Genomic DNA, 23,723 nt, shown 5'->3' with positions numbered 1-23,723 from the left:
TTGACTGGTTTTTTGGCGGTAAATGGATGAAATATTTCTAACTGCTATATAGACGAAAGGCCTGAAAAGACAGGTATGCTGTTAGAGAGAAGCGGCGGTCGCTGTTGTTTGGCGGCTTGGATAGAGCAGGGGCAAGTTTTGTCTCCTGGGAGGTCATATGGCAAGCGGGCATTATAGAATGCTCGCTTGATAGATTCTTATGATATTGAACCTCTGATCCTCATGGTTTTTATGTATGTAAAATAGCAAAACGCTATATAGAAAATATTTATACTTAGGAGTTGTAAGTGAGCGCAGGAATTAATATTGGAACTGATGGAAGTGTAACCATAAATGATGGTGCTGGAGGCTCTATTCAGATTTCTCCAGATGGCAAGGTCGACATCAGTGGCGAGAATGGAAAAGTTCACTTTGGTGATGGAAATGCTAGCGGAACTATTAAGTTTGGCGATAGTGAAATCAGTATTAGTAGTGATGGAAAGATCTCTTTAGACGCTTCTTTGGGGGCCACCTCTAATCTTAAGCTTGATGCGACTATTGGCCCAAATGGCGTGCAACTGGATAAGGTCCGGTATGATAGTCCAGACTTTGGTGTCAGTACCCGATTATATGGAATTATTCCCGTTGGTATAAAGGGTGAATTAGTTCTTGAGTATACGCCGGATAAAGGGCTTGAATTATCTGTAGATGTTGGTTTCACCGCTTTCGAAATGACAGTCGAGGAGTGGGCTGATAAGGCTTATGATGTGATAGAGGGCTCTTTTACTGGGCAACTATTCGCCACAAGAGCTGCTTGGAATGAAGCATTTGTCAATGGCGAAACTACGCTGTCGCACACAGAGTGGTTGAAACAGAAAATGAGGGCGGGAATAGATCCGGAATCCAATAATGAGTTTCATAAAGGAAAGAGCTGGGTTCAACGTAAAGATCCGTTGATTTTGGATCTAGATGGAGACGGTATAGAAACAACTCCAGCGGATGGCTCTGTCCTTTTCGATCATGATGGCGATGGCATTAAGAATGCGTCAGGCTGGATTAAGTCCGATGATGGCATATTAGTTCTTGATCGTAACGGCAATGGCGTTGTGGATAATGGCTCCGAGTTGTTTGGAGATAACACCATCAAGACTAATGGAGATAAAGCCAAGAACGGCTTTGACGCGTTGGCTGATATGGATAGCAACGGTGACGGTGTTGTTAATGCAAGTGACGCCCAGTTTGGGGGTCTTCGTGTATGGAGAGATTTGAATCAGGACGGCGAAAGTCAGGCCAATGAACTTTTCAAACTGTCAGATTTGGGTATCACTGCAATTGGTACATCCCATAAGGAAGGGACAATTAATGTTGGCAATGGCAACCAGTCAATAGCGCAAGGTCAATTTACGAAGTCTGATGGAACAACTGGGGAAACGGGAGCGGCGGAAAGCTTAAACCTGTCATCGAATAATTTTTATAGAGAATTCACGGACACGATTGCGATCCCTGAAGCCCTTCAAGGGTTGCCTGATATGGCAGGGTCAGGCGCCGTGCGCGACCTGATCGAGGCTGCGGCATTAAATTCAGACCTGGCGGAAGTGCTAACAGAATATGCAAATGCATCGACTAGAGATGCGCAACTCGGGTTGCTGGATAAGCTGATCGACGTATGGGCGGATAGCGCCGACTTCGATGACTGGTTGGAGCGCATCGCTGACGCCAAGATGGGAATTCGGGATGTTGAGTTTAGAATATCGAGTCCTGAGTCTACAAATACTGCAGATGTATGGATTGTTGATAAAGATAGCAATAGCAGTTCTGGAGGTACATCGGATAGGCCTAATTACCTTAATACTATCTCAGGATATGACTTGAAAGTCGGAGACTATGCAGCTGATGTTCAGCTAAACACTCTGGCTAAGATTCGAGTTCTGGAAGTATTTAATGGTGAAAACTTTTTTGAATTCGGATTTGAAGAAGATCAAAAGAACGGAATATCAGATGTGAGCCTGAAAGTTGGAAGTACAGGACGCAGATATAGAATGGGGGTAGCTTTTGGACCCATTATTATTACGCAAAAAGCCTTTGGTTTTAGTGAGCAGCAAATAGTCTTTATAGACAAATCTTATCAGTTATTATCATCTTCGATATATTCCTCATTGGCAAATCAGACTCGCCTTAGGCCTTATCTGGATAAGTTGCAGCTTAACGTCAATGATAATGGCGAACTAGGTGTGGACTTCAGCGGCCTAGAAGAATTTATAAAGCAGAAAGAGAGTGCGGATTTATTAAACGCTACTTATGACGTTGCTGAGTTATTCCACTTTAATGGAGAAAGGCTTTTTAAAGCTGGGTGGCGCAATGGCGTCGCCATACTTGAGTCTCAACTGGAGCGCTTGCGGAGAGTAAATGGCGAGGCGGCGGTTGATGAGTTAATTCAGCATATCAATAGATTTAGCGGTGATATCTCCAACTTATCCGATGCAGATACCACAGAAAAAGGCGACTCTGGCTTCAATATATTAATTGGCTTAGCTGGTAATGACCGTTTGGAAGGCGGTGGTGACGACGACGTGCTGCTGGGCGGCGCGGGTGATGACGTGCTGGTGGGCGGCACAGGCGCGGATGTGTTGCACGGCGGCGCAGGCAATGACGTGCTGAATGGAGAGCGTGGCGCGGACGTCTTTGAGTTCAACCTGGGCGACGGCCAGGACCTGATTCACAACTATGACGATGATCATAGCTTGATGAACCGCTTGAAACTGGGAGCGGGGATCAAGAAAGAGGACCTGAGCTTTACGCGTCATGGAGCGGACCTGGTGATGACGATTGGAACCGGCGGTGAGCAGGTGACGATCAAGAACCACTATTCTCGCGATGTTTATCAGATCGAAGAGATCGAGATCGAAGGAACGGCGATGCTGCTGCAGGATCTGTTGAAAGAGCAGAGCGAAGTGAAGATCGCGGGCCTAACGGAAGGAAACGACACGGTGTATGGAACGCACGAGCGCAATCGCATGGAGGGGTTGGGCGGGAACGACACCCTGATAGGCGAAGGCGGCGATGACGAGCTGCTGGGCGGCGCCGGCGACGATACGCTGAATGGCGGCTTGGGCGACGACCGTCTGGAAGGCGGGGAAGGAAACGACCGCTTGGAAGGAAAAGAGGGCGACGACGTGCTGCTGGGCGGCGCGGGCGACGATGTGCTGGTGGGCGGCACAGGCGCGGATGTGTTGCACGGCGGCGCAGGCAATGACGTGCTGAACGGCGAGCAGGGCGCGGACGTCTTTGAATTCAATCTGGGCGATGGCCAGGATCAGATCTTCAACTATGACGATACGTCTAGCGTGATGAACCGCCTGAAACTGGGCGCGGGGATCAAGAAAGAAGACTTGAGCTTTACGCGTCATGGAGTGGACTTGGTGATGACGATAGGAACCGGCGGCGAGCAGGTGACGATCAAGAACCACTATTCTCGTGATGTTTATCAGATCGAAGAGATCGAGATCGAAGGCGCGGCGATGCTGCTGCAGGATCTGTTGAAAGAGCAGAGCGAAGTGAAGATCGCGGGCCTGACGGAAGGAAACGACACGGTGTATGGAACGCACGAGCGCAATCGCATGGAGGGGTTGGGCGGGAACGACATCCTGATGGGCGAAGGCGGCGATGACGAGCTGCTGGGCGGCGCCGGCGACGATACGCTGAATGGCGGCTTGGGCGATGACCGTCTGGAAGGAGGGGAAGGGAATGACCGCCTGGAAGGGAAAGACGGCGACGACGTGCTGCAGGGCGGTGCGGGGAACGATACGCTGATCGGCGGCACGGGCGCGGATGTCCTGCACGGCGGCGCAGGCAATGACGTGCTGAATGGAGAGCGTGGCGCGGACGTCTTTGAATTCAATCTGGGCGATGGCCAGGATCAGATCTTCAACTATGACGATACGTCTAGCGTGATGAACCGCCTGAAACTGGGCGCGGGGATCAAGAACGAAGACTTGAGCTTTACGCGTCATGGAGCGGACCTGGTGATGACGATTGGAACCGGCGGTGAGCAGGTGACGATCAAGAACCACTATTCTCGCGATGTTTATCAGATCGAAGAGATCGAGATCGAAGGAACGGCGATGCTGCTGCAGGATCTGTTGAAAGAGCAGAGCGAAGTGAAGATCGCGGGCCTGACGGAAGGAAACGACACGGTGTATGGAACGCACGAGCGCAATCGCATGGAGGGGTTGGGCGGGAACGACATCCTGATGGGCGAAGGCGGCGATGACGAGCTGCTGGGCGGCGCCGGCGACGATACGCTGAATGGCGGCTTGGGCGATGACCGTCTGGAAGGAGGGGAAGGGAATGACCGCCTGGAAGGGAAAGACGGCGACGACGTGCTGCAGGGCGGTGCGGGGAACGATACGCTGATCGGCGGCACGGGCGCGGATGTCCTGCACGGCGGCGCAGGCAATGACGTGCTGAACGGCGAGCAGGGCGCGGACGTCTTTGAATTCAATCTGGGCGATGGCCAGGATCAGATCTTCAACTATGACGATACGTCTAGCGTGATGAACCGCCTGAAACTGGGCGCGGGGATCAAGAAAGAAGACTTGAGCTTTACGCGTCATGGAGCGGACTTGGTGATGACGATAGGAACCGGCGGCGAGCAGGTGACGATCAAGAACCACTATTCTCGCGATGTTTATCAGATCGAAGAGATCGAGATCGAAGGCGCGGCGATGCTGCTGCAGGATCTGTTGAAAGAGCAGAGCGAAGTGAAGATCGCGGGCCTAACGGAAGGAAACGACACGGTGTATGGAACGCACGAGCGCAATCGCATGGAGGGGTTGGGCGGGAACGACATCCTGATGGGCGAAGGCGGCGATGACGAGCTGCTGGGCGGAGCCGGCGACGATACGCTGAATGGCGGATTGGGCGACGACCGTCTGGAAGGAGGGGAAGGGAATGACCGCCTGGAAGGGAAAGACGGCGACGACGTGCTGCAGGGCGGTGCGGGGAACGATACGCTGATCGGCGGCACGGGCGCGGATGTCCTGCACGGCGGCGCAGGCAATGACGTGCTGAACGGCGAGCAGGGCGCGGACGTCTTTGAATTCAATCTGGGCGATGGCCAGGATCAGATCTTCAACTATGACGATACGTCTAGCGTGATGAACCGCCTGAAACTGGGCGCGGGGATCAAGAAAGAAGACTTGAGCTTTACGCGTCATGGAGCGGACTTGGTGATGACGATAGGAACCGGCGGCGAGCAGGTGACGATCAAGAACCACTATTCTCGTGATGTTTATCAGATCGAAGAGATCGAGATCGAAGGCGCGGCGATGCTGCTGCAGGATCTGTTGAAAGAGCAGAGCGAAGTGAAGATCGCGGGCCTGACGGAAGGGAACGACACGGTGTATGGAACGCACGAACGCAATCGCATGGAAGGGCTAGGCGGGAACGACATCCTGATGGGCGAAGGCGGCGATGACGAGCTGCTGGGCGGAGCCGGCGACGATACGCTGAATGGCGGATTGGGCGACGACCGTCTGGAAGGAGGGGAAGGGAATGACCGCCTGGAAGGGAAAGACGGCGACGACGTGCTGCAGGGCGGTGCGGGGAACGATACGCTGATCGGCGGCACGGGCGCGGATGTCCTGCACGGCGGCGCAGGCAATGACGTGCTGAACGGCGAGCAGGGCGCGGATGTCTTCGAGTTCAACCTGGGCGACGGCCAGGATCAGATCCATAACTACGATGACGATCACAGTTTGACAAACCGTCTTAACCTTGGAGAGGGAATCGAAGCTGAAAACCTTTGGCTTACCCGCAATGGTAATGCTCTTGATATCGCCTTGCTGGGTTCTTCTGGTGACAGTGTTCGTATCAATAACTGGTACTTAAAGAGTCATTACCAAATCGAAGAAATCCACACCCAGGACGCCATGCTTGACCACTCCAAAGTGGAGGCGCTAGTCAACGCTATGGCTGCTTTCGGCGCGCCATCAGGCGGAGAGATTACGTTGACCGATGAAGAGCGTAGTCAGGTGAATGCCGCGATCGCTGCCGCTTGGCAATCCATCTAATCACACCGCGGGACTTTAAGTCCCGCTTGTAACTTAACTATCCCATATAGAGCTATTTGGGATTGAGTTATTTATCGAAAGCTATAAATGGCTTTTCGGTGACTGCTTACCTATGACGTAAGTCGTGCATAAAGAAAACAGTTCCAGCAATGAGGGGTTCCCATTGCTGGAAGTATATGATGCTTAATCTTTGGTGAAGTTGAAAATGGAAGGCAATAAAAATTCTGCTCAATTATCGAACTCAAAAATGGGTGCAACGAGCTCAACTATTAATCCATTTAATCACGAGTTCAGATTACCAGAAGGAAGTAGGCAGGCATTTATTGGTGAGTCTGATCTTGAAGGAGACTGGACATTAGAAGTACTTGTTAAACGTGCGCCGGATGAAGATGGCGCCTCTGTGTTATTGAATTCACCTTCTACATCAATACGTCTCTCTCAATGGGGTAGTAACGGCAAAGTAGGAATAACCTCCTATGGAGACAAAGACCACCAGTTTGATTATTCCGCTCCTGTGAATGAGTGGGTCAGTTTGACCATCGTTCGTGCAAAAAGTAAGACTTATCTGTATGAAAATGGTGTCTTGAAGGATTCTCTTAATGTTGGCGTTAATTTGCCTCTATCAACACTTTCTAAAGACAACAGAGTTGCTGACCTTGATGGAAGCTTAGGTGAACTTCGTATTTGGCGTTATGCAAAAAATGCTAACGAAGTTGCGAATACATGGAACACAACCCTAAATGGGAATGAAGAGGAACTCTATCTGTGGTACGACTTTCGAGAAGGTGAAGGGACAATTGTCCACGATCAAAGTGGAAACGGGTGTCATGCAAAACTGGCGCTAGGTAGCATGAACAATGTTTGGGGAGATGAAATACCTGGCACTGGGGACACTCATAACAGTTACTCTTTTGGCTATGGTTCTGGCCAGGTTGAGATACAAGTTATAGAGGGCTCGAATGCTGAGACAACAAAGCTTCACTTTGGTCAAGGCGTCTATTTGGATAAGTTGGAGTTTAAGAAGGCAGGTAGTGACCTGATTATCGGGCTCACAGACAGTGAAGATCAGATCACGCTCTTGCGTTGGTTCGAGGGCGCGCAACATCGCATAGAGAGATTCGTGTTCGAAGATCGTTGGAATGGCAGAGTGGAATATAGTGCGGAAGAGATGCTGTCGTGGCTTACGATCGTTTCTGAAGGCGGGCCTGGGAATGATGTTCTGGTGGGTTTTGAGGGAATTGATTCCTTGCTTGGCGGTGACGGTGACGATGAACTTGTCGGACTGGAGGGCGATGACACGTTAGATGGAGCCGCGGGCGCTGACGTGCTTAAAGGGGGGGGCGGAAACGACTATCTTTTTGGAGGCGCTGACGACGATGTGCTTAAGGGCGGAGAGGGAGATGACTCTCTGACTGGAGGTGCTGGCGATGACATATTAGAGGGGGGCGTTGGCAACGATGAATACACATTTGGATATGGCTCTGGCCGAGACACGTTGATTGAGAATAGTGAGGATAGAGGCGACTCTTTAGTATTTGATATGGAAGTCGAGCTGAATAATCTGGAGTTTAAGAAGGTCGGCAATGACTTGGTAATTGGGCTCACAAACAGTGAAGATCAGATCACCCTCTTGCGTTGGTTCGAGGGGGCGCAACATCGCATAGAGAGATTCGTGTTCGAAGATCGTTGGAATGGCAGAGTGGAATATAGTGCGGAAGAGATGCTGTCGTGGCTTACGATCGTTTCTGAAGGCGGGCATGGGAATGATGTTTTAGTGGGTTTTGAGGGCGTAGACTCCTTGCTTGGTGGCGACGGTGACGATGAACTTGTCGGACTGGAGGGCGATGACACGTTGGACGGAGGCGCGGGCGCTGACGTGCTTAAAGGGGGGGACGGAAACGACTATCTGTTTGGAGGTGCTGGCGATGATATATTAGAGGGCGGCGTTGGCAACGATGAATACACATTTGGATATGGCTCTGGCCGAGACACGTTGATCGAGAATAGTGAGGATAGCGGCGACTCTTTAGTATTTGATATGGAAGTCGAGCTGAATAATCTGGAGTTTAAGAAGGTCGGCAATGACTTGGTAATTGGGCTCACAGACAGTGAAGATCAGATCACCCTCTTGCGTTGGTTCGAGGGGGCGCACCATCGCATAGAGAGATTCGTGCTCGAAGATCGTTGGAATGGCAGAGTGGAATATAGTGCGGAAGAGATGCTGTCGTGGCTTACGATCGTTTCTGAAGGCGGGCTTGGGAATGATGTTTTAGTGGGTTTTGAGGGAGTAGATTCCTTGCTCGGCGGCGATGGTGACGATGAACTTGTCGGACTGGAGGGTGATGACACGTTAGATGGAGGCGCTGGCGCTGACGTGCTTAAAGGGGGAGGCGGAAACGACTATCTGTTTGGAGGCGCTGACGACGATGTGCTTGAGGGCGGAGAGGGGGATGACTCTCTGACTGGAGGCGCTGGCGATGACATATTAGAGGGTGGTGCAGGAAACGATGTTTACAGATTTGGGTATGGGGCTGGCCGAGACACGTTGATCGAGAATAGTGAGGATAGCGACGACTCTTTAGTATTTGATATGGAAGTCGAGCTAAATAATCTGGAGTTTAAGAAGGTCGGCAATGACTTGGTGATTGGGCTCACAGACAGTGAAGATCAGATCACGCTCCTGCGTTGGTTTGAAGGGCCGCAATACCGTATAGAAAAATTTGTGACCGAAGACCGTTGGAATAACAGAGTGGAATACGATGCAGAAGAGATGGTGTCGTGGCGCACAGTCCTTTCTGAAGGCGGGCTTGGGGATGATGTTTTAGTGGGTTTTGAGGGCGTAGATTCCTTGCTTGGCGGTGACGATGAACTTGTAGGCCTGGAAGGCCATGACACGTTAGACGGAGGCGCTGGCAATGACGTGCTTAAAGGCGGAGAGGGAGATGACTCACTGATTGGTGGCGCTGGCGATGACACTTTATACGGAGGGCTTGGCAGTGATAGCTATATTTTTGAGCACGGCACTGGTCGGGATTTTGTTATTGAAGATGGCGGAGCCAATGGCATTGACGATACAGATAAGCTGATGTTTGGAGAGAGTATTAAGGCAACTGATCTATGGCTGGCTCGGGATGGGAATCATCTGGATATTCAGCTCTTGGGGTCATCAGAAGATCATGTCAGTATAGTCAACTGGTATGTCAACGACTCATTCCAAATCGAAGAAATCCACACCCAAGACGCCATGCTTGACCACTCCAAAGTGGAGGCGCTTGTCAACGCCATGGCCGCTTTCGGCGCGCCATCAGGCGGAGAGATGACGTTGACCGATGAGGAGCGTAGTCAGGTGAACGCGGCGATCGCTGCCGCTTGGCAACCTTCCTGATCTATCTCGTTTAAAACAGGCGCTTTAGCGCCTGTTTCTCTCGGCAAACTGCAAATAAAAAAGGCCGTCCTCTGCAAATGCAGCATGGACGGCCTTTTGCTTTTCTGATCGTGAATCTTGGTTTGAGTTACTTCAACTCAATGAGCGAGTCCATGACCCAATCCGGATTGGCGTCGCGGATGTCTTCGCCATGGTTGTAGCCATAGGTGACGCAGGCGATTTTCATTCCCGCGCGGCGGGCGGCCTGGACGTCATTGATGGAGTCGCCGATCATCAGAGTAGTCTGCGGTTGAGCCTGTAGGGCTTCGCATGCATGCAGGAGGGGAGCTGGATCTGGCTTTTTGACGGGCAGGGAGTCGCCGGACAAACTGATGGCGAAGTACTGCTCCAGTTTGAGGGCCTGCAGTATCGGCTGAGTAAAGCGGGCGGGTTTATTGGTGACCACCCCCATCGTTACCCCCTGATCACGCCAATGTTGCAACAACTCTTTTGCGCCAGGATAAATGCGAGTACGCACGCAGCAGTATTCGTCATAGCGATCGTAGAAGATCGCCGCCGCGGCCTGAAATTGCGTATCTGCGACCTGTTGCGGGTCTTCCAGCTCCAGTGCATACGCCAATGCGCGTTTGATCAGCATCGGCGCGCCATTGCCGACCCATTCACGCACTAATGCTTCTCCCGCCGCCCTAAAACCGGATTGCTCCAGCATGTAATCCACCGCATCCGCCAAATCCGGCGCGGAATCGATCAACGTGCCGTCCAGGTCGAATAACGCCAATTGCGGCAGGCCGTCCTCGTAGGTTGGGCTCAAAAGGTCTGGCATTCTTCCGTAACGTCCTAGCTGTTTAAGGTTAAACGGACTGCGCCAAGGCGATCTGGTCGCGCATTTTGGCGATGGTCGCTGCGTAGTCGTCGGTATTGAAGATGGCGGAGCCGGCGACGAAGGTGTCTGCCCCCGCTGCAGCGATCTCGCGAATGTTGTCCACTTTTACGCCGCCGTCGATTTCCAGGCGAATCGGTAATCCACTGGCGTCAATCTTGGCGCGGGCTTCACGCAACTTGTCCAGCGTGGCGGGGATGAAGGCCTGTCCGCCAAAGCCTGGGTTGACTGACATTAACAGCACCATGTCCACCTTATCCATCACGTAATCCAGGTAGTGCAAGGGCGTAGCGGGGTTGAACACCAGACCGGCTTTGCAGCCGCCGTCACGAATCAATTGCAGGGAGCGATCAATGTGCTCGGAAGCTTCCGGGTGGAAGGTGATATAAGTGGCGCCGGCTTCAATGAAAGATGCGATCATTGCGTCAACCGGCTTGACCATCAAATGCACGTCGATGGGGGCCGTCACGCCATGCTTCCTTAGGGCTGAACACACCATCGGGCCAATAGTGAGGTTTGGAACGTAGTGATTGTCCATGACATCGAAGTGCACGATGTCCGCTCCCGCCTCCAGCACGTTAACAACTTCTTCGCCCAATCTGGCGAAGTCTGCGGACAGAATCGAAGGAGCGATCAATGGATCAGCCATGGGGAAAGTCTCCGGTATGATTGAGGCGCCGTCGCCGCATTGGCGTCCGGTCGCGGTCGCTTGAAATGCGGGGTATTGTATCGTGCTATGCTTTTAAAACCCAGATCGGCGCGGGGCTCCGACTGAAATGTGCTAATAGGCGTATGGGCGCTGTTTTATGGCGAGAATCATTACTGGAATCATTGTGGGATGCCTGCTTTTGGGCGCAGTTCCCGCGCAGGCGGAGGAAAAAGCCGCCGCTGAGAGCGGCGGGCAGACTGCGCCTGAACCTGCGCCACAGAGGAAACCGGCGTTGAACCCGCAGGTCAGTATGCTGCTTTCTCTGGCGAAAGACCTTCCTGGCAGTCAGGTGTTGTGGCTCAATGGCAAACAGGGTGACGCCAGCGCCATGCTGGCTTTATATAAGCCGGCAAATGTGGCGGAGCAGCAAGGCGCGGTCATGCTGCTGCATGATCGCGGACAGCACCCAGACTGGCCACAATTTATCCATTCGTTGCGAAATGAGCTGCCGGATGAAGGCTGGCACACACTGTCTATTGCACTGACTCCCCCGGCTGAAGCTAAAACGCCCAAGCGCGTTTTGTTATCTGCTAGTGATAAAGAATTCCCCTATGCGTCGAAGCAGCCGGCGGCCGGAGACGCTCCAGAGAAAACCGGTTCACGCCAGTTGGAAACGTTAACGCCGGAACAACTGGCGGAGACTAATGAAGCGACTGAACAGCTGGAACAGCAGCAGGCGTCTGAAGGCGTGGATATTGATGTCAGCGGGGAGGGGAGCACGACTGCTGAAGCCGCCGAAAAAACTGCAGAAGCGAGGGTTGGAAATACCGAAAGGATCGAGCTGGGCATGCAGCAGCTCAGCGCGTTCGGGCAGGAGAACAAGGTGCTGCTGGGCGTCGGCAGTGGCGTTGACGCTATGCTGCGTTATGTATTGGCGAATCCGCAGAGCATGGCGTCAGGGTTGTCCATGGTATGGATCAATGCCGAGGTCAGTGAGGGGCTGTTGGAAGAAATTAAAGAAAAGGCGCCGACCTTTTTCTCATTGCAAGTGCTTGATCTGTATGACTCCACTCTGGACCTGCAAAGCCGAAACGCCATGCTGAGGCGGGATTTCGCACGACGCAACAGCATGGAAGGCTATCGCGTGGAGGGGATGAGCGGCTTGAGCCTGATTCCATCGTCAGAGGACGGTCAGGTCACCCGTAAAGTAGAGAGTTGGCTGACCTTCCATGCGCCGGGGGTGAAGAAGCAGCCTAAACGGCTTTGAGCGTACTTTTTATTTGCGCGTAGGCCTGCTGTATTTGCTGTGCAACTTCTTTGGCGCGCTCCACTTCAGTCATCGACGCTCCACGCGCCATTAATTTATCGGGATGAAACTGATTCATCAGGCGGCGGTAGGCTTGCTTTATCTGCTGGGCGTCTGCGTTTTCGCTGACGCCCAGGGTGCGATACGCGTCCCTCAGGGGGGCTCTATGTGAATGGCCCTGTTGGCGGCGAGCCTTGAGAATTTCCTGAAAGATATACTCAAACTCGCTGCGACTTATTCCCAGGCCCTGGCGAAGGGTTTCCAGGGCGTCGCGCGAGGCGGCCCCTGGTTCTCCCTCAGCTATCGATATCTGGATGGCCAGATTCAGCAATAAAGCGATATTGTACGGCTGGAATCGGTTCGCCTGACGAAACTCGCGCGCATCCCCCATTAAGTTAAAGTCATGGGAGGTTCCTCTGAAAAAGGCTTCGCGGCAGCGTTTATGACGAACTTCATCCAGGTCGAGAAAGTGGGCGAGACTCACAAGGCGGGCTTCCAGTAGGGGCTGAAGATCGTCTTTATGCGCTTCCGTCGACGCGCTGAGGTTTCCCAATATACGGAACAGTCCGTTCAGCACCCTGGCGCTATGGTGATCATTAAAGTTGAGCCGCCACCCAGGGGCGAATGGCTGCAGGGTCTGGTCGAACTTATCGCCCAGCCAGATGCCGAAGGCGGCGCCGAAAGGGCCGCCGGACATGAATCCCATTACACTGCCGAAAAACTTACCCCACCACATCGTGCGCTCCTGTGCGTGATTGCGGTTATGGCGTTTACAGCTGCGCCTGAATGAATCCTTTAAAAGTGCTTGTGCAGAATGCGGTTAAAGGGCGGCCTTCGTCAACTGCTCATCCAGCCATTGCAGGCGGTCTGGCGTCCCGATATCAAACCATAACCCATTGAAACGCTCTCCGCTGACTTTGCCTTTGGCGATCGCCGCGCGCAGAACGGGCGCCAATGGGTAAACGCCATTGGGTACGCTGGCGAACAGGCTGGGGCGGTATACGCCTATGCCTGAAAAGGTCAGTTTGCTTGGGCCGCGGGGAAGAACTCGCTCGTCGTCGCCGAGTTGGAAATCGCCGGTTTGGTTGTGGGGAGGATTATCCACCAGCACCAGATGGGCAAGGTCATCGCTGGCGAACGGGCGGTTAACCAAGCCGGAAAAATTGTAGTTGCTCCATATATCGCCGTTCACCACTACGAATGGAGTGTCCGCGCCGTCGTCCAATAGCGGTAAGGCTTTCTTGATGCCGCCGGCGGTTTCCAGCGGCGAACCCTCAGGGGAGTAGTGAATGCTTACACCAAAACCGGCCCCGTCACCCAGAAACTGCTCCAGTTTATCTCCGTGCCAGGCGTGATTGATAACGAGCTCAGTGACGCCGGCGCGCTTCAACGCCTCGATAATGTGCTCGATCAGGGTCTTATCTCCCGCCTGTAGCAGCGGTTTGGGTAGATTTTCGGTCAATGGCCGCATGCGCGTTCCGAGACCTGCGGCTAGAATCATTGCGCGCATAGGACAACCTCCGGGTTGCTTTCCAGTAGTCTGACAGCGGGAACCAGACGCTCCTGGATCCATTCGTTGATTTCGGTGAACTCGTCGTATTTGCTCGCCACCTCAATAATGTAGTTGAGCGTGCGCGGGATATCGGCCAGGTAGCCATGTTTGCCGTCTCGAAGCGAAAGGCGGGCGAAGATGCCAGCGGCTTTCAGGTGACGTTGCACGCCAATCCAGTCAAACCAGCGGGTGAAGGTGGCGAAGTCCGCGCCATTTAATAAAGCGGGGTCGACTTGTTCGTAATAATAACGGCTCCAAGCCTCTACGTTTTCACGGGGCCATTTAACGTAGCAATCTCTCAGCAGTGAAGCCAGGTCATAAGCCAGGGGGCCTTTGACCGCGCCCTGAAAATCGATGATTCCTAGGTCGCCCTCCTCGGAAACAAGCAGGTTGCGGGAGTGATAGTCGCGGTGAGTGACCACCACTGGCTGCTCCAAAGCGCTTTCCACCAGACGATTCATGCAGTGGTCGAGGTATTCCGTTTCGGTGGGGTCGAGGTTGAAGCCCAGTTTTTTCTCCAGTAGCCACTCCCGGAATATGCTCATTTCAAAGCGCAGCATGGCTTCGTCATAAGAGGGGAGCGCGTAACCCTGTATGTCGGCGGCTTTCTGTATAGGAAGCAGGGCGTCAATCGCCTGTCGATACAATGGGTCTACCTGCAACTCCGGCGCGTCTGCTATGACGCTTCCGAACAAGTTGTCGCCAAAATCCTCCAACAATAAAAAGCCGTCTTTGAGGTTTTCCGCATAAATCTCAGGAACCCGAATGCCTTTGGCGCGCCAGCTGCGGGCGATGGCGATGAATGGGCGGCAGTCTTCCTGCGCCGGTGGGGCGTCCATCAATACAAACACGCGCTGTTCGCGGGTAACGCGAAAGTAACGTCTGAAACTGGCGTCGCCGGATAAAAAGCTGACGTCGAACTGGTCGTCGCCGAAGTAGGTGGCGAGCCAGTGGCGGATTAGGTCAGGACGCTGGGTCATGGAATCTCTTGAAGTTCTAAAGGTGTACAACTGCTACCGGGCATGCAGGCCAAAGGCCCCAGATTATGCCGCTTTTCCGGGCGGCTGCAACTGGCGGCGCTTACTGACTGAAAAAATTCTCTATCTGCCGGGCATGGGCCTGCGCGTCCTGATAGCCGAGTTTAATCAGGTCCCGCATAAACGGGCCTTCAAACAGCAAGTAGCTGGCGAGGCTGGCTCCGCCTTCCTGGTTAGGTTTGCCCTGGCCCAGAAACTGGCGCACTGCTTTCGGCAGCTCTCCTGCATGCCGGGCGGCGATTTCATCAATAGGTTGGCTGGGGGAAATCACCAGCATCTCCAAAGGACGCATGCTGATGCCGGCCTCGCGCAAGCTTTCCTCTGGAGCGAGTTTTAACAGCTGATTAATAATGAGGGCGCGGTCGATGTCATTCTCCATGGTGTCGATGAATGCGCCGTTCAGCATGTGTTCCATGATCTGCGCCAAAGACGGATATTTGCCGCTAGTGCGGCGCACGGGCGCGCAGACCCGGTTGGCGCTGACGCCGATGACCAGTATGCGGTCACATCCCAGATGCACGGCCGGGCTAAGCGGCGCCATATTGCGGACAACGCCATCGCCAAAGTACTCGCGGTTGATTTTCACAGGAGGAAAAATAGTCGGGATCGCTGCAGACGCCAGCAGGTGGTCGACTCCCAGCTCACAACGCACGCCAACCCGTTGCCCCAAGTGCCAGCCCTGGACGTCAGGCGGCGCCTCGAAAAAGCTGACGCTTTGGCCACTGCGATAGCCGCAGGCGGTGAGACAGACGGCGCGAATGCCTTCTGGACTGGCGAGGGCTTCCCGCAGACGGTTGAAGTCAGTATGCGTGTTAAGGAAGTCGCGTAGAGGGGCGTTATCCAGCATGGAGGCGGGAATCTCTTTATCATCGCCGCTTAGAAAGGACTTTACAAAGTGCCCCATACGCTTGGCCATGCCCCAGAAGTCGGAGCGATACACCTGTTCAGTGCGTAACTCACTCCACAAATTCTCCAGGCGTTCGACGCTATGCCGGAATATATCGCCGCTGCTGGCGAGGCCTACCGCGTTGATACCGCCGGCGGAGGTGCCGCAAATGACCGGAAACGGATAATGAAGATCCGGTAACTGATCGGAAATGGCTTTCAATACCCCTACCTGATAAGCTGCTCGCGCTCCACCGCCGGTTAACACCAAGCCCGCGGTTTGTGAGGTTTGAGACACAGCGCCCCCTAAACGTATGGTTGTTTGTTTTTGTCCGTTGCTTAGAAATTAGCATAACACAATGCATCTGGATGCTATCTTTAAGGTTTTGTTGGACGCCGCGATACTCGCCGGCTTACCGAATATTGCGGCTGTACTGACGTTGCCTGCGCCGCTATCATGTCCGGTTCCAAATTACAGCTGCCGTCATCGGGGGATATCGTTGGGTGGCGGGCATTTCCAAAAATGAATCAAGGGGTTTTATGAAGGAAGGGCGGAAGCGTCTGCGCGCCGGCTATTGTTACATGCTCGCCGGAGTGGTCGGCATGGCTTCGACAGGGTCCTCGCGTGCGGATTCCGCACTGCAGTCCGCGGCCATGCTGGACTGGCGAATGCGTGAGTTCCTGACCCCACAGCAAATGACGACATTAGAGCCTCAATGCAGAGGAACCTATGTTGAGCCGGAGTACGGTTTCGTCAATGCTCCTTCTACTGCCACTCAGTCTGATAACGAGGCGCTAAGGGCCCGTTCCGACTCCCTGGTCTCGCCCAGCGAATCCGCCATGCGTCTGCAGGGCAATGTCAAAGCTCAGCAAGGCGCCTGGTGGCTGGAAGCGGATCAGGTCGAGCTGGATCGCCAGACCAATGTGGTGGATTTACAGGGCTTGAAGGCCGCCCGGGCTCCCGGGCTGCTGCTGCACGGGGATACGGCCCGCTACAACCTGGACAGCAAAGACTTTAGCCTGTCCGACGCCAGTTACTTAATACACCAGCGCCACGCCCGCGGCGATGCTGAGCGGATAAGCAGCGCCGACGCTCAGCTGGTGCGTATCGAAGACGGCAGCTATACCACCTGTGATCCGATGCATAACGACTGGTCTATCGCCGCCAGCGAGATCATTCTGGATCGTGAGCAAGGTGAAGGGACCGCCAAGCACATGACATTGCGGGTCAAAGACGTCCCGGTGATGTATTTTCCCTATCTGCGCTTTCCCATCGATGACCGCCGTAAGAGCGGCTTCCTGTATCCGACCATTGGCACATCGAACACCGGGCGGGGCATGTCTTTCGGCATTCCTTACTATTTCAACCTGGCGCCTGACTATGACGCGACCTATTCGCCTTTATATATGCACGGTCGCGGCTTGCTGTCTGAGCTGGAAGGACGTTGGCTGACAGAAGACACGTACAGCGAAATGCGTCTTGGCTATATCGCCCATGATAGCGAGTTCAGCAAAGAGAACCCGGACGAACGCGGCCGCCGCTGGGCGTTGGACTTCACCAACCGTTATGACGTGAGTGAGAACTGGCGCTCCACTATCGATTACAACGTGGTGAGCGACAAGGACTATCTCAACGACCTGAACCGCACTCTGGAGATTCAACAGGAAACCCATATCAAGCGTTCCTGGGATGTCGCTTATCTGGGCGGCGGATACAGCTTCAAGAGCCACGTGCAGGGCTATCAGACTGTCGACGATGATATCGTGGATAACGACCGCCCTTATATGCTGTTGCCGCAGTTGAGCTTTGGATGGGCGCGCGACTTTGATCCGGTGGCGTTTGGCCTGGAGTCGGAGTTCACCTATTTCTGGCGTGACGACGAAAACCTCGATCCGGCCAAGGATCAACAGGTAGTGGGCGCCCGCTGGCGTACGCAACCGAGTCTCAAGCTACCTCTGTCAACAACCTGGGGCTACCTGACGCCCAAACTGCGTCTTGATCACACTGATTATCAGCTGGAGCAGCGCGCTGACGGGCTGGATGAGTCCATCAGCCGCACCGTGCCTTTTTACAGCCTGGATGCGGGCATGTATTTCGATCGTACGCTGAGCTTGTTTGGCGATGAGTACAACCAGAGCCTTGAGCCACGTTTGTTTTATGTTTACTCCCCAGAGCAGGATCAGGACGATATTCCTGACTTCGACACCTCCGTAGCGACGTTCAGTTATTCCCAGCTCTATAAAGACGACCGTTTTGTCGGCGGCGACCGCGTCGGCGATAACAATCGTCTAACTCTGGGCGTCACCTCGCGTTTCAACGACCGCGCCACCGGCGCCGAGCGCCTCCGCGCCAGCGTCGGTCAGATCTTCTACTATGAGGACCAGCAAGTCGGCCTGGGGACGGAGGGACTCAGCGGTGAAAGTGAATCGCCCTGGGCGGGTGAATTGGTCTGGCGTCCGACCGACAGATTAGATTTCAAAGTGGAAGGGCTGTGGGACTGGCAGGAGCGTCAAACCGAGAAAGGCGCCACCACGTTGGCGTTCCATGATCCGGAATATCGCAAGCTGCTCAACCTGAGCCACAGATACACCCATAACGATCTGGAGCAGACGGATGTGTCGGTGCTTTTCCCGGTGACCGATTCCGTCAGCGTGTTGGGTCGCTGGTTTTTTGACCTGGTCAATCACCGTACCATCGGTACTATGGCCGGTGTAGAATACAACGACTGCTGCTGGCGCTTTCAGGTTATCGCCAGAAGCTTCCTGAAAGATGCGGACGATACCGAAAACAGCGAGCTGGATCATGGCGTCTTTCTGCGCTTCCAATTGCGCGGCCTGGGTAACATAGGCAGCCGCTTCGAAGATGTGATGGCCAAGGAAATGCGCAACTTCAACGAGCGCGAAACCTACCGCACGGAGCGTTATCAATGGTAGGACCGCATTGCGGGTCTATCTTCCGCCGTAGTGACGGACGGCGATGAACAGAGTTGATCAAAGTACAGTTTTATTCAGATATACAGGGTTTCATGAAAACGCTAAGACATAATTTCAGATCCGCCATACTCAACGCGCTGGGCGCGCTGTTACTGCTCCAGGGATGCTTGGTCCACGCTCAGGTGCAGGAGCTTGATCGCGTAGTGGCGGTAGTTAACGATGACATCGTGCTGTACTCCGAGCTGCAAGACCGCGCCAGTCGCATCAAAGACAAGTTACGTCAACAAAAGACCTCCCTGCCGCCTGAGTCAGTATTGCAGGAGAAAGTGCTGGATCAGCTGGTGCTGGAAAGCATCCAGATGCAGATGGCGGACCGCGGAGGCATCCGGATCAGCGATTCACAACTGAACCAGACCATGCAGAATATCGCCAAGCAGAACGGCATGACCTTGGACCAGTTCCAGCAGGCGCTGAGTGAAGAAGGCGTGACCTATCAAAACGCCCGTGAGCAGATCCGCCGTGAAATGATCATCTCCCGCGTTCAACAGCGCAGTGTGGACAGCCGGGTTCGAGTGACAGAGAAAGAGGTGAACGATTTTCTTAAGTCCGCTTCCGCCAAACAGCAGCGCGCGGAAGAATATCACCTGGCCCATATCCTGATCGCCTTGTCGGAAAACGCGTCTGAGGCTCAGCGTAAAGAGGCGGAGAGCAAGGTCGAGAAGATCCTCAGTCAGCTTGACCAAGGCGTGGATTTTAAACAACTGGCGATCACTTATTCCGACGCATCGACCGCCACAGAGGGGGGCGATCTGGGATGGCGTAAGCCGGATCAGGTGCCGTCCCTGTTTGCCGACGTCGCTCCCAAACTGGCTCCAGGCCAGACTTCGGAACCCATTCGCAACAGCAGTGGCGTGCATTTCGTTTCTATGCTGGAAAAGCGCGGCGGCGCCAGCAAAGTGGTTGAGCAGTCCAAGGTCAGGCATATTCTGGTGCAGCAAAATGAGTTACGCGACGACATCGCTGCGAAAAAGCTGATTGAAGAAATCTATGACAAAGTGCAGGCAGGCGAAGACTTCGCTGAACTGGCCAAGGCCTATTCCGACGACGCTGTCAGCGCAGCCGCTGGCGGCAGCCTGGACTGGGTGAGCCCTGGCGACATGGTGCCTGAGTTTGATCAGATGATGCGGGAAACCACGGTCGGCGCTGTCAGTAAGCCGTTCCAGAGCACTTTTGGTTGGCACATCCTGCAGGTGCAGGATCGTCGCGAGGCGGATATCGGCGACCGGCTGATGGCGAGTCAGGCCAGACAGGTGCTGCATCGTCGTAAGTATGAAGAAGAGTTGCAGAACTGGTTGAATGAAATTCGCGACGAAGCGTTCGTTCAACTCAAGCTTTAACACATTGACCCTGCGCTTCCTCTTCCTGGGAAGCGCTACTGACGGCGACGGACAGGAGCCAGACGTTGAAAATAGCGATCACCCCGGGAGAACCGGCGGGCATCGGGCCGGATATTTGCGTCACCCTGGCGCAAAAGTGCTGGCCGGCCGATTTGGTGTTTGTGTGTGACCCGGAAGTGCTGCTCAAACGGGCTGAAAGCCTGGGGCTTCCGCTACAAGTGACAATCTACTCGCCAGGGGATGATAGCCCGCCTCATGCCCGTCAGCCGGGATCGGTGTTGGTGTTGCCCGTATCCTGCGGCGCGCCAGTCACTCAAGGCGAACTGAATCCCGCCAACTCCCAATATGTGTTGAATACCCTGCGTCGGGCTATTACTGGCTGTCTGCAGCGGGAGTTTGACGCCATGGTCACGGCGCCGGTGCATAAGGGCGTAATCAATGACGCAGGCGTCGCCTTTTCCGGGCATACCGAGTATTTGCAGCAGCTCAGCAATGTGTCGCAAGTAGTGATGATGCTGGCCTCGGACGCCATGAAAGTGGCGCTGGTCACAACACATCTGCCACTGTCGCAGGTCGCCCGCAGCATCACTGATGAGCGCCTGGAGCGGGTGATCACCGTCCTGCATAAAGATCTGCGATACAAATTCGGCATTGCTGATCCGCGCATTATTGTGGCGGGGCTTAATCCCCATGCGGGGGAGGGCGGCCATATGGGACGCGAGGAAATTGACATTATCCAGCCCGCGCTGGAGCGTTTACGCGGCCAGGGGATGAATCTCATTGGCCCGTTGCCGGCGGACACGCTGTTTACGCCCAAAGTCCTGGAGACGGGCGACGCCGTGCTGGCTATGTATCACGATCAGGGGTTGCCGGTGTTGAAGTACCAGGGCTTTGGGCGCGCCGCGAACATTACGCTGGGCCTGCCCTTTATCCGTACTTCCGTTGATCACGGCACCGCGCTGGATCTTGCCGGGACGGGTAAGGCGGACGGCGGCAGTCTGGAAACCGCTTTGGAATACGCAATTAATATGGTTGAGCGCAGTCGGGGAAGCATTCATGGGAAGGCATAACGAGAACATCGGGCATCAGGCGCGAAAGCGTTTTGGGCAGAACTTCCTGCATGATCAGGGCGTCATTGACCGCATCGTGCGGTCCATTAATCCCAAACCAGATCAGAATCTGGTGGAAATCGGGCCGGGGCTTGGCGCATTGACGGAAGAGCTGCTGAAAAGCGGCGGCTCTGTGACCGCGGTGGAGCTGGACCGAGACCTGACGCCCATTCTGCGTACAAAGTTTTTTAATTATCCGCAGTTCAATGTCATTGAGGCCGATGCGCTGAAATTCGACTTCACGCAACTGGCCACGCCGGAACGACCAATGCGTTTGGTGGGCAATCTGCCGTACAACATTTCCACTCCCCTTATTTTTCATCTGCTGACTTTTCGCGAGCTGGTGCAGGATATGTACTTCATGCTGCAGAAGGAAGTAGTGGACCGTCTGGCGGCGAAGCCTGGCGATGATGCTTATGGCCGCTTGGGCGTGATGGCGCAGTACCACTGCAAGGTGGAATCTCTGTTTAATGTCGGCCCCGGCGCTTTTCAGCCTGCGCCCAAAGTCTGGTCGGCCATAGTCCGGCTGACGCCCTACACGGAGCCCCCTGTCTCCTGCAAGGATGTCAGTACGTTCGCCATGGTAGTGCGTCAAGCGTTCGCAATGCGCCGTAAAACGCTGCGCAATACGCTCAAGCAGTTGATTACCGTAGAGGCGCTGCAATCACTGGACATTGACCCTCAAATTCGGCCGGAACGACTGGGTCTGCCTGAGTTTGTGAGAATCGCGGACTATGTATATGATCACCCGCTGGAAAACGAATCATAAGAATATCAGCGCCAGCGTGTAATCCGCTGAGCATAAGGGACCAGGCAGATGAGTGAGACGTCTTTGTATGATATTCGGGTAACTGTCCGCACGCAGTTTATCGCGTCACAATCGGACCCGGACAATAACCGCTTTGTGTTCGCCTATCACATCACTATCCTTAATGAAGGCGAGCGTGCGGCGCAGCTTTTGCGGCGGCGCTGGCTGATCATTGACGGCGACAACAAGGAGCAGGAGGTTACCGGCGATGGTGTGGTGGGGCAGCAGCCGGTGATTCAACCCGGCGCGAGCTATGAATATTCCAGCGGCTGCGTATTGGATACGGAAGTTGGCGCGATGGAAGGGCATTACGAGATGCTGGCTGACGATGGCCATCTGTTCAACGCGGAGATTCCCCGTTTTATACTCGCCGCGCCCCGCGTTCTGCATTAGGCGCTTTCGCGCCGTTCGAAGGGCATTCTTAAACCTAACGACAAAGATGTGACTCCTGGTTATGGCGATCTATGCGATCGGAGACATACAGGGCTGTTATGAGCCCTTACTACGCTTACTGGATAAGTTGAGTTTTGATCCCGCAGTGGATTCACTCTGGTTTGCGGGGGACCTGATCAACCGGGGGCCGCAGTCCCTGGAATGTCTGCGCTACATTAAAAGCCTGGGCGACAGCGCGCTTAGCGTGCTTGGCAATCACGACCTGCATGCCCTGGCGGTGTATTACGGTGGTGAAAAGCTAAAACGTAAAGACACCTTCCAAAGCATCCTGCAAGCGCCGGACTGCGAGGAGCTGATGCAATGGTTACTGCGCCATCCGCTTGCATACTATGATTCCGGCCGCGATATTTTTATGAGCCATGCCGGACTACCGCCACAATGGAGCGTCGCCCAGGCGTTAACCTTGGCGGAGGAGTTGCAACAGGCATTGCTTGGCCCTGACGCCAAGACCTACTTTCAAAATATGTACGGTAATGAACCGGCCAGCTGGCGGGATGACCTGACAGGGCTGGAGCGTTTACGTTGCATTACCAACTATTTCACGCGCATGCGCTTTCTGGATGCAGAAGGCGGTCTTGAGTTTAAGCACAAAGAGAAAATTGAAACCGCCCCGCCGGGATATGCGCCCTGGTTTAGCTATCCAAGGCAAGACGATACGACGATTCTGTTTGGCCACTGGGCGGCTTTGCAAGGACATACCGGGCGGCCCCGGTTTGTGGCGTTGGATACGGGGTGCGTATGGGGAGGAACCCTGCGCGCGGTCAATCTGGGCACAATGGAAATGACCGAGGTGGCGCATGCGTGAGGAAGATAAACATGGCGGTTCCGGTATCCTGGCGGTCGGCCTGATTCTGATGGGGCTGTCGGTGGCCATGGGCGCAGTCGGCGCGCATCTGGTCGCGCATTATCATCCCGAGGCGATAGGCAGTTTTGAAACGGCCGTACGCTACCACTCACTCCATGCGATGGGACTGATTATTCTGGCGCTGTCACGGGGATTTTGGTCGCGTAAGGCTTATGGTATTGTGGCGGCCTTTTTCGCCGCAGGGCTGGTTTTGTTTTGTGGCGGACTGTACGCCAAGACTTTATTGCAGTTCAGTTTCCCCAATGGATTCATACCCTCTGGAGGCATGGCCTTTATTCTGGGATGGCTGATTTGGGGAGCTGAAGCGATACGCCTGAAATGGGGCAGGCGTGAGCGGGCGTTATAAGGGAACCAACGCACCGCGCTATCTAGATCCGTAGTTTGGTTGTGTTGTATTTGACCAAGGAGAACCT

At 54.3% G+C, this 23,723-nt stretch carries 16 protein-coding genes; 10 read left to right on the top strand and 6 right to left on the bottom strand.

All coding sequences use genetic code 11. The features are described 5' to 3' along the window. Window positions 1-287: 287 nt before the first annotated feature. Window positions 288-6,050: a calcium-binding protein gene (locus tag EUZ85_RS28945; protein ID WP_127973582.1), complete on the top strand. Its 5,763-nt coding sequence runs from the start codon at window positions 288-290 to the stop codon at window positions 6,048-6,050. A gap of 205 nt (window positions 6,051-6,255) precedes the next feature. Beyond that, complete coding sequence (locus EUZ85_RS31770) at window positions 6,256-9,435, top strand: calcium-binding protein (protein WP_127973581.1); 3,180 nt, start codon at window positions 6,256-6,258, stop codon at window positions 9,433-9,435. Window positions 9,436-9,562: 127 nt separating this feature from the next. Here EUZ85_RS31770 and EUZ85_RS28935 read toward each other — a convergent pair whose 3' ends face one another. Together EUZ85_RS28935 and rpe are read right to left on the bottom strand one after the other, a co-directional pair. After that, a complete protein-coding gene (locus EUZ85_RS28935) occupies window positions 9,563-10,258 on the bottom strand; it encodes a phosphoglycolate phosphatase (RefSeq protein WP_127973580.1) in 696 nt (231 codons plus the stop codon). A 28-nt stretch (window positions 10,259-10,286) separates the two neighbouring features. Next, window positions 10,287-10,964, bottom strand: coding sequence for a ribulose-phosphate 3-epimerase (rpe, locus tag EUZ85_RS28930; RefSeq protein WP_127973579.1), 678 nt, complete (start codon window positions 10,962-10,964; stop codon window positions 10,287-10,289). 157 nt (window positions 10,965-11,121) lie between these two features. On the opposite strand from rpe, the gene EUZ85_RS28925 reads away from it, so the two are divergent. Then, window positions 11,122-12,231 (top strand): DUF3530 family protein, encoded by a 1,110-nt coding sequence (locus EUZ85_RS28925; protein ID WP_127973578.1) that lies wholly within the window; start codon window positions 11,122-11,124, stop codon window positions 12,229-12,231. Here the strand turns inward: EUZ85_RS28925 and djlA are convergent. From djlA to EUZ85_RS28905, 4 genes are all read right to left on the bottom strand, one after another. Beyond that, window positions 12,218-13,006, bottom strand: coding sequence for a co-chaperone DjlA (djlA, locus tag EUZ85_RS28920; RefSeq protein WP_127973577.1), 789 nt, complete (start codon window positions 13,004-13,006; stop codon window positions 12,218-12,220). The genes EUZ85_RS28925 and djlA overlap by 14 nt on opposite strands. A gap of 84 nt (window positions 13,007-13,090) precedes the next feature. Next, window positions 13,091-13,780: an N-acetylmuramate alpha-1-phosphate uridylyltransferase MurU gene (gene murU / locus EUZ85_RS28915; RefSeq protein WP_127973576.1), complete on the bottom strand. Its 690-nt coding sequence runs from the start codon at window positions 13,778-13,780 to the stop codon at window positions 13,091-13,093. Beyond that, complete coding sequence (locus EUZ85_RS28910) at window positions 13,768-14,802, bottom strand: aminoglycoside phosphotransferase family protein (protein ID WP_127973575.1); 1,035 nt, start codon at window positions 14,800-14,802, stop codon at window positions 13,768-13,770. The genes murU and EUZ85_RS28910 overlap by 13 nt, the downstream gene beginning before the upstream one ends. Window positions 14,803-14,902: 100 nt before the next feature. After that, entirely contained in the window at window positions 14,903-16,042 is a 1,140-nt protein-coding gene (locus EUZ85_RS28905) for a patatin-like phospholipase family protein (protein ID WP_127973574.1), read from the bottom strand. A 242-nt stretch (window positions 16,043-16,284) separates the two neighbouring features. Here EUZ85_RS28905 and EUZ85_RS28900 point away from each other — a divergent pair, with 242 nt between their 5' ends. The 7 genes from EUZ85_RS28900 to EUZ85_RS28870 all read left to right on the top strand — a co-directional run bounded on the left by EUZ85_RS28900 (window position 16,285) and on the right by EUZ85_RS28870 (window position 23,656). Next, window positions 16,285-18,678, top strand: a complete 2,394-nt coding sequence (locus EUZ85_RS28900) for an LPS-assembly protein LptD (protein ID WP_127973573.1) — start codon at window positions 16,285-16,287, stop codon at window positions 18,676-18,678. A gap of 92 nt (window positions 18,679-18,770) precedes the next feature. Continuing rightward, window positions 18,771-20,075, top strand: coding sequence for a peptidylprolyl isomerase (locus EUZ85_RS28895; RefSeq protein WP_127973572.1), 1,305 nt, complete (start codon window positions 18,771-18,773; stop codon window positions 20,073-20,075). 65 nt (window positions 20,076-20,140) lie between these two features. Beyond that, on the top strand, window positions 20,141-21,145 hold the full coding sequence (gene pdxA, locus EUZ85_RS28890) for a 4-hydroxythreonine-4-phosphate dehydrogenase PdxA (protein WP_127973571.1): 1,005 nt from the start codon (window positions 20,141-20,143) through the stop codon (window positions 21,143-21,145). Continuing rightward, window positions 21,132-21,953: a 16S rRNA (adenine(1518)-N(6)/adenine(1519)-N(6))-dimethyltransferase RsmA gene (gene rsmA, locus EUZ85_RS28885; RefSeq protein ID WP_127973570.1), complete on the top strand. Its 822-nt coding sequence runs from the start codon at window positions 21,132-21,134 to the stop codon at window positions 21,951-21,953. The genes pdxA and rsmA overlap by 14 nt, the downstream gene beginning before the upstream one ends. Before the next feature lie 48 nt (window positions 21,954-22,001). Beyond that, the gene (gene apaG, locus EUZ85_RS28880; protein ID WP_127973569.1) at window positions 22,002-22,385 is read left to right on the top strand and encodes a Co2+/Mg2+ efflux protein ApaG; all 384 of its coding nucleotides are present in this window, start codon (window positions 22,002-22,004) and stop codon (window positions 22,383-22,385) included. Between the two features lie 61 nt (window positions 22,386-22,446). Continuing rightward, window positions 22,447-23,250, top strand: a complete 804-nt coding sequence (locus tag EUZ85_RS28875) for a symmetrical bis(5'-nucleosyl)-tetraphosphatase (RefSeq protein WP_127973568.1) — start codon at window positions 22,447-22,449, stop codon at window positions 23,248-23,250. Continuing rightward, window positions 23,243-23,656 carry a DUF423 domain-containing protein gene (locus tag EUZ85_RS28870; protein WP_127973567.1) on the top strand — a complete coding sequence of 138 codons (414 nt, stop codon included), beginning with the start codon at window positions 23,243-23,245 and terminating at the stop codon, window positions 23,654-23,656. The genes EUZ85_RS28875 and EUZ85_RS28870 overlap by 8 nt, the downstream gene beginning before the upstream one ends. Window positions 23,657-23,723: the final 67 nt, after the last annotated feature.

Source organism: Hahella sp. KA22, assembly GCF_004135205.1.
Lineage (GTDB): Bacteria > Pseudomonadota > Gammaproteobacteria > Pseudomonadales > Oleiphilaceae > Hahella.
This window is presented reverse-complemented; position numbering and strand designations above follow the sequence as displayed.

Excerpts from the sequence above, each read along its gene's own strand:
- djlA (WP_127973577.1), bottom strand. The coding sequence starts at position 13,006 with ATGTGGTGGGGTAAGTTTTTCGGCAGTGTAATGGGATTCATGTCCGGC.
- EUZ85_RS28895 (WP_127973572.1), top strand. The coding sequence starts at position 18,771 with ATGAAAACGCTAAGACATAATTTCAGATCCGCCATACTCAACGCGCTG.
- rsmA (WP_127973570.1), top strand. The coding sequence starts at position 21,132 with ATGGGAAGGCATAACGAGAACATCGGGCATCAGGCGCGAAAGCGTTTT.
- EUZ85_RS28870 (WP_127973567.1), top strand. The coding sequence starts at position 23,243 with ATGCGTGAGGAAGATAAACATGGCGGTTCCGGTATCCTGGCGGTCGGC.
- EUZ85_RS28925 (WP_127973578.1), top strand. The coding sequence starts at position 11,122 with ATGGCGAGAATCATTACTGGAATCATTGTGGGATGCCTGCTTTTGGGC.
- rpe (WP_127973579.1), bottom strand. The coding sequence starts at position 10,964 with ATGGCTGATCCATTGATCGCTCCTTCGATTCTGTCCGCAGACTTCGCC.
- apaG (WP_127973569.1), top strand. The coding sequence starts at position 22,002 with ATGAGTGAGACGTCTTTGTATGATATTCGGGTAACTGTCCGCACGCAG.
- EUZ85_RS28875 (WP_127973568.1), top strand. The coding sequence starts at position 22,447 with ATGGCGATCTATGCGATCGGAGACATACAGGGCTGTTATGAGCCCTTA.
- EUZ85_RS28935 (WP_127973580.1), bottom strand. The coding sequence starts at position 10,258 with ATGCCAGACCTTTTGAGCCCAACCTACGAGGACGGCCTGCCGCAATTG.
- EUZ85_RS28910 (WP_127973575.1), bottom strand. The coding sequence starts at position 14,802 with ATGACCCAGCGTCCTGACCTAATCCGCCACTGGCTCGCCACCTACTTC.
- EUZ85_RS28900 (WP_127973573.1), top strand. The coding sequence starts at position 16,285 with ATGAAGGAAGGGCGGAAGCGTCTGCGCGCCGGCTATTGTTACATGCTC.
- murU (WP_127973576.1), bottom strand. The coding sequence starts at position 13,780 with ATGCGCGCAATGATTCTAGCCGCAGGTCTCGGAACGCGCATGCGGCCA.
- EUZ85_RS31770 (WP_127973581.1), top strand. The coding sequence starts at position 6,256 with ATGGAAGGCAATAAAAATTCTGCTCAATTATCGAACTCAAAAATGGGT.